Annotated in this window: 12 protein-coding genes; 7 read left to right on the top strand and 5 right to left on the bottom strand. The window is 38.2% G+C overall.

Annotated features, from left to right (window positions below):
* The coding region (locus AC1DRF_RS13380; RefSeq protein ID WP_477740908.1) for a CotG/ExsB N-terminal domain-containing protein at nt 1–415 on the top strand (415 nt) is incomplete at its 5' end.
* Nucleotides 416–560: 145 nt separating this feature from the next.
* Entirely contained in the window at nt 561–707 is a 147-nt protein-coding gene (locus AC1DRF_RS13375) for a hypothetical protein (protein WP_016763466.1), read from the top strand.
* Between the two features lie 31 nt (nt 708–738).
* On the opposite strand, the gene AC1DRF_RS13370 is transcribed toward AC1DRF_RS13375, so the two are convergent.
* A complete protein-coding gene (locus tag AC1DRF_RS13370) occupies nt 739–1,152 on the bottom strand; it encodes a YppG family protein (protein ID WP_013056116.1) in 414 nt (137 codons plus the stop codon).
* 229 nt (nt 1,153–1,381) lie between these two features.
* Here AC1DRF_RS13370 and AC1DRF_RS13365 point away from each other — a divergent pair, with 229 nt between their 5' ends.
* Both AC1DRF_RS13365 and AC1DRF_RS13360 read left to right on the top strand, forming a co-directional pair.
* The gene (locus tag AC1DRF_RS13365) at nt 1,382–1,576 is read left to right on the top strand and encodes a YppF family protein (RefSeq protein WP_013056115.1); all 195 of its coding nucleotides are present in this window, start codon (nt 1,382–1,384) and stop codon (nt 1,574–1,576) included.
* A gap of 125 nt (nt 1,577–1,701) precedes the next feature.
* Nucleotides 1,702–1,872: a hypothetical protein gene (locus AC1DRF_RS13360; protein WP_230184582.1), complete on the top strand. Its 171-nt coding sequence runs from the start codon at nt 1,702–1,704 to the stop codon at nt 1,870–1,872.
* A gap of 90 nt (nt 1,873–1,962) precedes the next feature.
* On the opposite strand, the gene AC1DRF_RS13355 is transcribed toward AC1DRF_RS13360, so the two are convergent.
* The 3 genes from AC1DRF_RS13355 to AC1DRF_RS13345 all read right to left on the bottom strand — a co-directional run bounded on the left by AC1DRF_RS13355 (nt 1,963) and on the right by AC1DRF_RS13345 (nt 2,927).
* A complete protein-coding gene (locus AC1DRF_RS13355; protein WP_230184583.1) occupies nt 1,963–2,106 on the bottom strand; it encodes a hypothetical protein in 144 nt (47 codons plus the stop codon).
* A gap of 170 nt (nt 2,107–2,276) precedes the next feature.
* Nucleotides 2,277–2,627 (bottom strand): YppE family protein, encoded by a 351-nt coding sequence (locus AC1DRF_RS13350; protein WP_013056113.1) that lies wholly within the window; start codon nt 2,625–2,627, stop codon nt 2,277–2,279.
* A gap of 45 nt (nt 2,628–2,672) precedes the next feature.
* Nucleotides 2,673–2,927 (bottom strand): hypothetical protein, encoded by a 255-nt coding sequence (locus AC1DRF_RS13345; RefSeq protein ID WP_013056112.1) that lies wholly within the window; start codon nt 2,925–2,927, stop codon nt 2,673–2,675.
* A 227-nt stretch (nt 2,928–3,154) separates the two neighbouring features.
* Between AC1DRF_RS13345 and AC1DRF_RS13340 the strand changes: the two genes are divergently transcribed.
* Nucleotides 3,155–3,256 (top strand): hypothetical protein, encoded by a 102-nt coding sequence (locus tag AC1DRF_RS13340; RefSeq protein ID WP_016763465.1) that lies wholly within the window; start codon nt 3,155–3,157, stop codon nt 3,254–3,256.
* Nucleotides 3,257–3,267: 11 nt separating this feature from the next.
* Here the strand turns inward: AC1DRF_RS13340 and AC1DRF_RS13335 are convergent, their stop codons facing one another.
* Nucleotides 3,268–4,263 (bottom strand): DUF2515 family protein, encoded by a 996-nt coding sequence (locus AC1DRF_RS13335; RefSeq protein WP_477740907.1) that lies wholly within the window; start codon nt 4,261–4,263, stop codon nt 3,268–3,270.
* A 73-nt stretch (nt 4,264–4,336) separates the two neighbouring features.
* Between AC1DRF_RS13335 and recU the strand changes: the two genes are divergently transcribed.
* Nucleotides 4,337–4,936 carry a Holliday junction resolvase RecU gene (gene recU, locus AC1DRF_RS13330; protein ID WP_045293843.1) on the top strand — a complete coding sequence of 200 codons (600 nt, stop codon included), beginning with the start codon at nt 4,337–4,339 and terminating at the stop codon, nt 4,934–4,936.
* 63 nt (nt 4,937–4,999) lie between these two features.
* Nucleotides 5,000–6,957, top strand: a 1,958-nt coding sequence (locus AC1DRF_RS13325) for a transglycosylase domain-containing protein (protein ID WP_477740906.1), incomplete at its 3' end; no start/stop codon positions are given.

Here is a 6,957-nt window from a genome sequence, read left to right as displayed (position 1 = left end):
GGAGGTTTTTGTATTGCATATTACACCTGAAAAAATTAAAGAGGCTGCTGAAGCCCTGGAATGTACAGAACTGAAATCTTTTATGTTTCAAGAGCCAACTGCCGGTCCACTAACAAAGCCGCGTCGCTCTTCTCGTAGCACTGGCCGCTCTCGTCGTTCTACTCGCCGTTCTACTCGCCGTTCTACTCGCCGCTCTCATCGTTCTACTCGCCGCTCTCATCGTTCTACTCGCCGCTCTCGCCGTTCTACTCGCCGCTCTCGTCGTTCTACTCGCCGCTCTCGTCGTTCTTCTCGCCGCTCTCGTCGTTCTTCTCGTCGTTCACGCCGTTCTACTCGCCGCTCTCGTCGTTCTTCTCGTCGTTCACGTCGTTCTTCTCGTCGTTCACGTCGTGCTCGCCGTTCACGCCGCTCTTAATTTCTCTAAACACTCATCTTTATTGCAAAAAAAAAGCCGAAGAACCATGAGTGCCTTCGGCTTTTTTTTCCACTTATAGTAGGGCACATTTGGAAATATACTAAGATGGGATGTTATTCATTTTACATAGAGAAGGAGAGGTTTTATGAAAAAAAGCAAGCATCAAATTTCAACTTCATCAACAACAGATGTCGAAGAAGTCAAACGTTTAAATGCTCAGTCTGGATTAACTTACAATGAAGTATTTACACTTCTTGGAGAAACCTATTTGAAAAATCAAAAGAAAAAATAATAAGCAGGGACTAGAAAACACCTTCTAGTCCTTATACTTTGAAAATCCCGGAAAACCCTTTAACTAGGGATGTTAATTGGTTCATGGCTCCCATCATCTGCCCCGCAGTATTCATCATCTTGTTCATATCGTAATTGCCATCACTCGATTTAAACTGAGACATTAATGACTGAAATTGAGAAGGCTGAGGCTTTTGTTGCTGAGCTTTAGGGTATGGATTAAAAGGCGCACCTGCATTATTGTACATGGGCTGCTGGTACATTCCGTTCATGTAGGGAATTTGCTGAGGACCAAAAGGCATTTGTTGCTGAGCGTACGGATGTTGCGGCATATAAGCTTCCGTCCATGGCTGCTGATGATACTGCGGAAATGGATGTACCTGACTTAAATCAAAACGTTCTGGTTGATGTTGCTCATAATACGGATAATGCTTACTTGTATACATGCAAAATCAATACCTCCTTTTTAATATTACATAATATATAGTATGTATGCAGAAATAAGAGGTGACGTTCGTCTACTTGTACTTTTGGAAAACACATTCAAAAATATGTAGGTTTCTGTCGAAAGTTTAAATTTTTCAAAAAAACGAGATTATTTAAATATATGGTACGATAAGAGCAAGTGATACTACGATACGTAGTGGCACAAATGGGGATTAGGAGGGAATTTACATGTATGTGAACGAACTTCAAGAAGCTTTTATTGCGGTGAAACAGTATGAGCCGCAGTCAAGTAATGAATTACTCGATTTTGCTCAGCAGCAGTATTTAAAAGGTTTTTTAACTCCTATGAATTACAAAGCCGCTGTACGTGAACTCGAACAAATTGGAGCTACTAAGCCCGATTTTAGTGCACAAGATGATTAATTTTTTTACTACCACCGAGAAATCGGTGGTTTCTTTGTTTCCTATAAAGTGGACACATACTTCTTTTTTGACTTGTTTATACTATAAAAGCTTTAACGTAGTATTCAATAAAGGAGGTCTATCTCATGAGTCGTGGAAAACATTTTGATCATAAAAAGCAAGGCCAAAGTGCAGCAACTAAAACAAATAACGTCGTTGCTTCTAAACATACTGAAAAAGTTGATTATCATATCGATACAGTCGCTTCACAAGATCACCCAGCTGTTTCTATCCAATCTCAAAAAGATTTTGATTAACTTTTTGATTGATATGATAAAAAGAGGCTGGGACATAACAAAGTGAATCCAATCTTGAGCCGAACAAATGGGATACATGAGCTGAATCGCTTATGACACCGCAGTTGATCTCCGTGCAAGGCTTCGCTTTCCGCGGGCGGCCGATGAGCCTCCTCGTCGCTTGCGCTCCTGCGGGGTCTCATCTGTTCCGCTTTTCCCGCAGGAGTAGGAGTCTTCGCCTTGCTCTCCAATCAACTGYTAGAAGGAMCAAAACAAATGAAACCTATGCTTCTCATCAAAAAAAAAACGAACTACGAATCAAAAATTTTGATCGATAGTTCGTTTTTCATTTCGTGTAAAATACTTTTGTCACAATCTCATACATAGAAAATCCCCACCTTATAAGTCTCAACGGAAGGCCGGGATTAATTATTCAATATCGACTCGAGCACATACTTATTTGAGTGATACATCTTTTTAAATCGCTTTTCTCGCGTCTCGGGATAAAACGACTGTAGTACAACGTTTTGTAAATTTTCTTTTAACGTCTCTACTTGATTAACATGAATATATTTTGGTCGCTCTTTCTTCAGCCATTCCGTTACGAGACTAGCCCATTCATCAAGTTCTTTGAAGAAAATATCTCCATAAGGCTTTACTTCTTCAAAAAATTTCACTTCATAATTTTCTTCCTGTTGAATAGACGCTAATCGTTCTACAGCTACTTCATTATATTGAAACATGATCTCCGTACTTTTTTTCACATCTTCATTCATCGTTATTCGTCACCTCTACGATGACTATTGTAACATAAACAGTCTTTATACTGTATGAAGAACCATTTCTCTTCGGCTTCTATTCCATTCTGTTTCGGAAGGCATGCTTTCATACACAGCTACTTCAATTTCTTGCAGTGATTGGTCAATGCGATGAACTTGTTCCATATATGTTTCTTCACAATGTGTAAATGCTTCATTTATAGATGTAGACATCGTTTTATCCACTAAATCTACTTGCTCTAGTAAGCTATCTAATAAAGTCATCATTTCGCTTGTTTTAACCATACTTTGTTTCATCGCCATCCCTCCAAATTTTCCTTTGCATAACGTATTCTCTCTTTTCTTCATTGTCCCTTCACACATGACAAAACTAGTTTCTATTCGTCAAAGAAAGATGTTTTCGACATTTTCATTTATGGTGAATCGAAAGTGAACATATTGAAAACACTAGTATAGACATTTCAGCTAAGCAGATACATTCCGCTGCTGAACGTTTATTACAACATGATAGGAGGTGCCTAGATATGGCCAACAAACAGCAAAAATCACAGCCTAAAAATAAGCCTGAAACAAAAACCTACGGTGATCCTAAAAAGTTAAACGGTCCTAACCAGCCTTCTACTTAAGAACAAAACGGTCACTTGTGACCGTTTTTATTTACATTAAATACTTGCGCTACTTTCATTAATATATACAGCTGCTTTTGCTTTTGAAGATACCACTTTGTAAAATGAACTTTCTTTGGAAAAGACGGCTTTTTCATGAGCTTTTGTTCCTCTTTTTTCGTTAAAAACCACTCTTCTCTCTTCTTTTCATGATGTCTAATAGCCGGATACACCTTTCGAAGAGCAGGTGTACGGAAACTGGTTTTATTCACAAAATACTGCTCATAATCGTATCTCGAACCCGTATGCTTTGTTTTCAAAGAAAATTCATAAAACAAGGGATAATACTTTTCATGAAATAATAAAGCCGCTAATTTCTTCCCCAAATCAATCCGATTATTTACTTTTGTAAAATCATGAACAGAACAACCGTATAATTCCCCTTTTGTAGTAGGAAAAAGGACGGAACTAAAGTGGAATATATCTTGAAAAAAAAACAGCGWACTTTTAAACACTCTATCTTGATAAAAAGGCTGTTCAATAACGGGCTGTTGAATAACATGCTGCTCATTCACAATTAACGCATGAATAAGCTGCAGTTCACAAGGTCTGTGCATAAATTGTCTCCACTTCTCTTCGATAAAAGATGAAACATTTAAATAGGGAAGTAAATGCACGTAAGAGACATGTTTTTTACGTGAAACAGCATACAATAGTAATTGTGGGAAGACATCTTTAAAAATAAGCCAATTTGCTCTTTCATACGTCAAAAATAATAAATCGCGCGTTTGCTTTGATAACGCTTTTTTCATGTTTTTCCCTTGCAAATCACACATATTCCATCCTGCGTTTCGTGACACCATACTTGCGAGAAATGCCMACTTTACTTCAGGATATCTATGATAAAAAGTTGCATAAGCCTGGGTTCTTGATATATTATCAATATTCAGCTTGTCTGTGGTTTTTTTAATCGCCGTCAACAGCGCTTGTTCCGAACTATTGAGTGACATCTCTTCATCTTCTTTCATCTATTTTTATTTGTAGGATTTGGTATAATAGAATTTGTTTGTTTAATAGATTTACACTAAAGGAGTGATGGTTATGATTCGCTATCCTAACGGAAAGGCCTATAAGCCATTGAATACCAGCAGTCCTTCCCCTAAAAAGCTAGAAGCTAGCTATAGCAATCGTGGTATGACGCTGGAGGACGATTTAAACGAAACAAACGAATACTATGTTTCAAAAGGAATAGCCATTGTTCACAAAAAACCAACCCCTGTTCAAATTGTAAAAGTAGACTATCCGAAGAGAAGTGCCGCTGTTATTAAAGAAGCTTATTTTAAACAGGCTTCTACTACAGACTATAATGGAGTCTATAAAGGAAAACACCTTGACTTTGAAGCAAAAGAAACGAGAAATAAAACCTCATTTCCGCTGCGTAATTTTCATGAACATCAAATTGAACATATGAAACAAATTGTGAAACAAAACGGGGTTTGTTTCGTTATATTAATGTTCTCTACTTTACAAGAAATATACTTGTTCGAAGCACAGTTCCTTTTTCCTTATTGGGATGCCATGAAAAAAGATGGACGAAAATCAATTCCTAAGGCAGATATTGAAAAAAAAGGACATTTCATCGAACTTGGTTACCATCCGAGAATCGATTACATAAAAACTATAGATAAATTATACTTTTAAGAGTATGATATATATGTTTACGGAAATCATTCTCTTACAATGCGTTGAAAGGTAGGAGTTTTTATGTCAGATAATTATCGCTCTCGTGAAGAACGACGAAGAGCTTTGAATGACAACAAACCAGAAGGTAAATCTCAAGGAAAACCGAAAAAGAAGAAAAAAGGAGGCCTATTTCGTAAAATTGTTGCCGCAGTTTTACTGATAGGAATCATCGGGCTCATTGCCGGAGTGGGAACTTTTTTTGCTATGATAAGCGATGCTCCAAAAGTTGATGACTCGGTATTAAAAAACTCTTTTTCATCTAAAGTATATGCAAACGATGGAAAGACAGTTGTAAAAGAAATTGGAGCTCAAAAACGTACATATGTGCAATACGATGAAATCCCTCAAGTCGTCAAAAACGCATTTATCGCTACGGAAGACGTTCGTTTTTATAAACATCACGGCGTCGACTTTTACCGAATTGGCGGAGCATTAATGGCGAACTTTAAAAACGGCTTCGGTGCTGAGGGCGGTAGTACGATTACTCAKCAAGTGGTAAAGAATTCGTTCTTATCACCAAAGAAGACGGTTAAACGTAAAGTACAAGAAATGTGGTTAGCTTACCAGCTTGAGCGTAAATATTCCAAGCAACAAATTCTTGAAATGTATTTAAACAAAATATATTTCGCATCAGGTGAAGTATACGGTATTGAACGAGCAGCTGAGAAATTTTACGGAGTTAAAAGCGTAAAAGATTTAACTCTTGATGAAGCTGCTATGTTGGCAGGCTTACCAAAAGCGCCAACTACTTATAACCCAGTTACAAACCCAGAGAATGCTACTAAACGCCGTAACACAGTATTGAACTTAATGGCTAAGAACGGCTTCATTACACAAGCCGAGGCAGACAAAGCAAAACAAGTAGATGTACAAGCTCACTTAGCTAAACAAACTGAATCAACATCTAAGTACGATGTATTTATTGATCAAGTAATCGAAGAAGTAAAAAAGAAAACAGACGCAGATCCATTTTCTGCGGGCTTAGAAATTTATACAACGCTTGACACTAATGCTCAGGACTATGTGGATGATGTGATGAATAACAAAGTAGTCAACTTCCCGAATGATAAATTCCAAGCAGGTCTTGTCGTTGTAGATAATGAAACAGGCGGTATTCAAGCAATTGGAGGCGGACGTAATCGTGTGTCAGGCGGCTTAAAYTTTGCAACAAATATGAGACGCCAGCCCGGCTCAACCATTAAACCGATCTTAGATTACGGCCCAGCGATTGAGAACTTAAAGTGGTCCACTGGACAACCGATAAAAGATGAAGAATATCATTATTCAAACGGCACACCAATCCGAAATTTCGGACGCAATTATAAAGGGTGGGTTTCAGCGCGTGAAGCTTTAGGACGCTCACTGAACATCCCTGCTTTAAAAGCGTTTCAAGCAACCGGGGCAGACAAAGCAAAAGAGTTTGCTACTGGCCTTGGGCTAAAATTAGACGAAGAAGATGGCGAAGCTTATTCTGAATCTTATTCTATCGGAGGCTTCCGTACAGGTGTTACACCGCTACAAATGGCTGGAGCCTATAGCGCTTTTGCAAATGAAGGTATGTACAATGCACCTCATACAGTGACAAAGGTAAAATTCCCAGATGGAACAGAAATTGATTTAACACCAAAATCAAAACGCGCAATGCAAGATTACACGGCATTTATGATGACGGACATGATGAAATCTGTTGTAAACGAATCATATGGTACAGCTCGTGCTGTTCGTACACCTGGATTAGAAATTGCGGGTAAAACCGGAACTTCAAACTTTAGTGCTGACGAGAAAAAACGATACAACATTCCAGACGCTGGTGAAAAAGACGTTTGGTTTAATGGGTTTACGCCAAACTATACGATTTCCGTATGGACAGGCTATGAAACTGCTAAAGACGGCTACATTTTAAGTCCTAATGAAACAGGCATGGCAAAAAATATCTTTAAGCATGTTATTACTCATATTTCTGAAGGCAAACCTAAAGG

This window comes from Priestia sp. P5_B4, assembly GCF_056400385.1.
The sequence above is the reverse complement of the archived record's forward strand: the minus strand, read 5'-3'. Positions and strand labels throughout refer to the sequence as shown.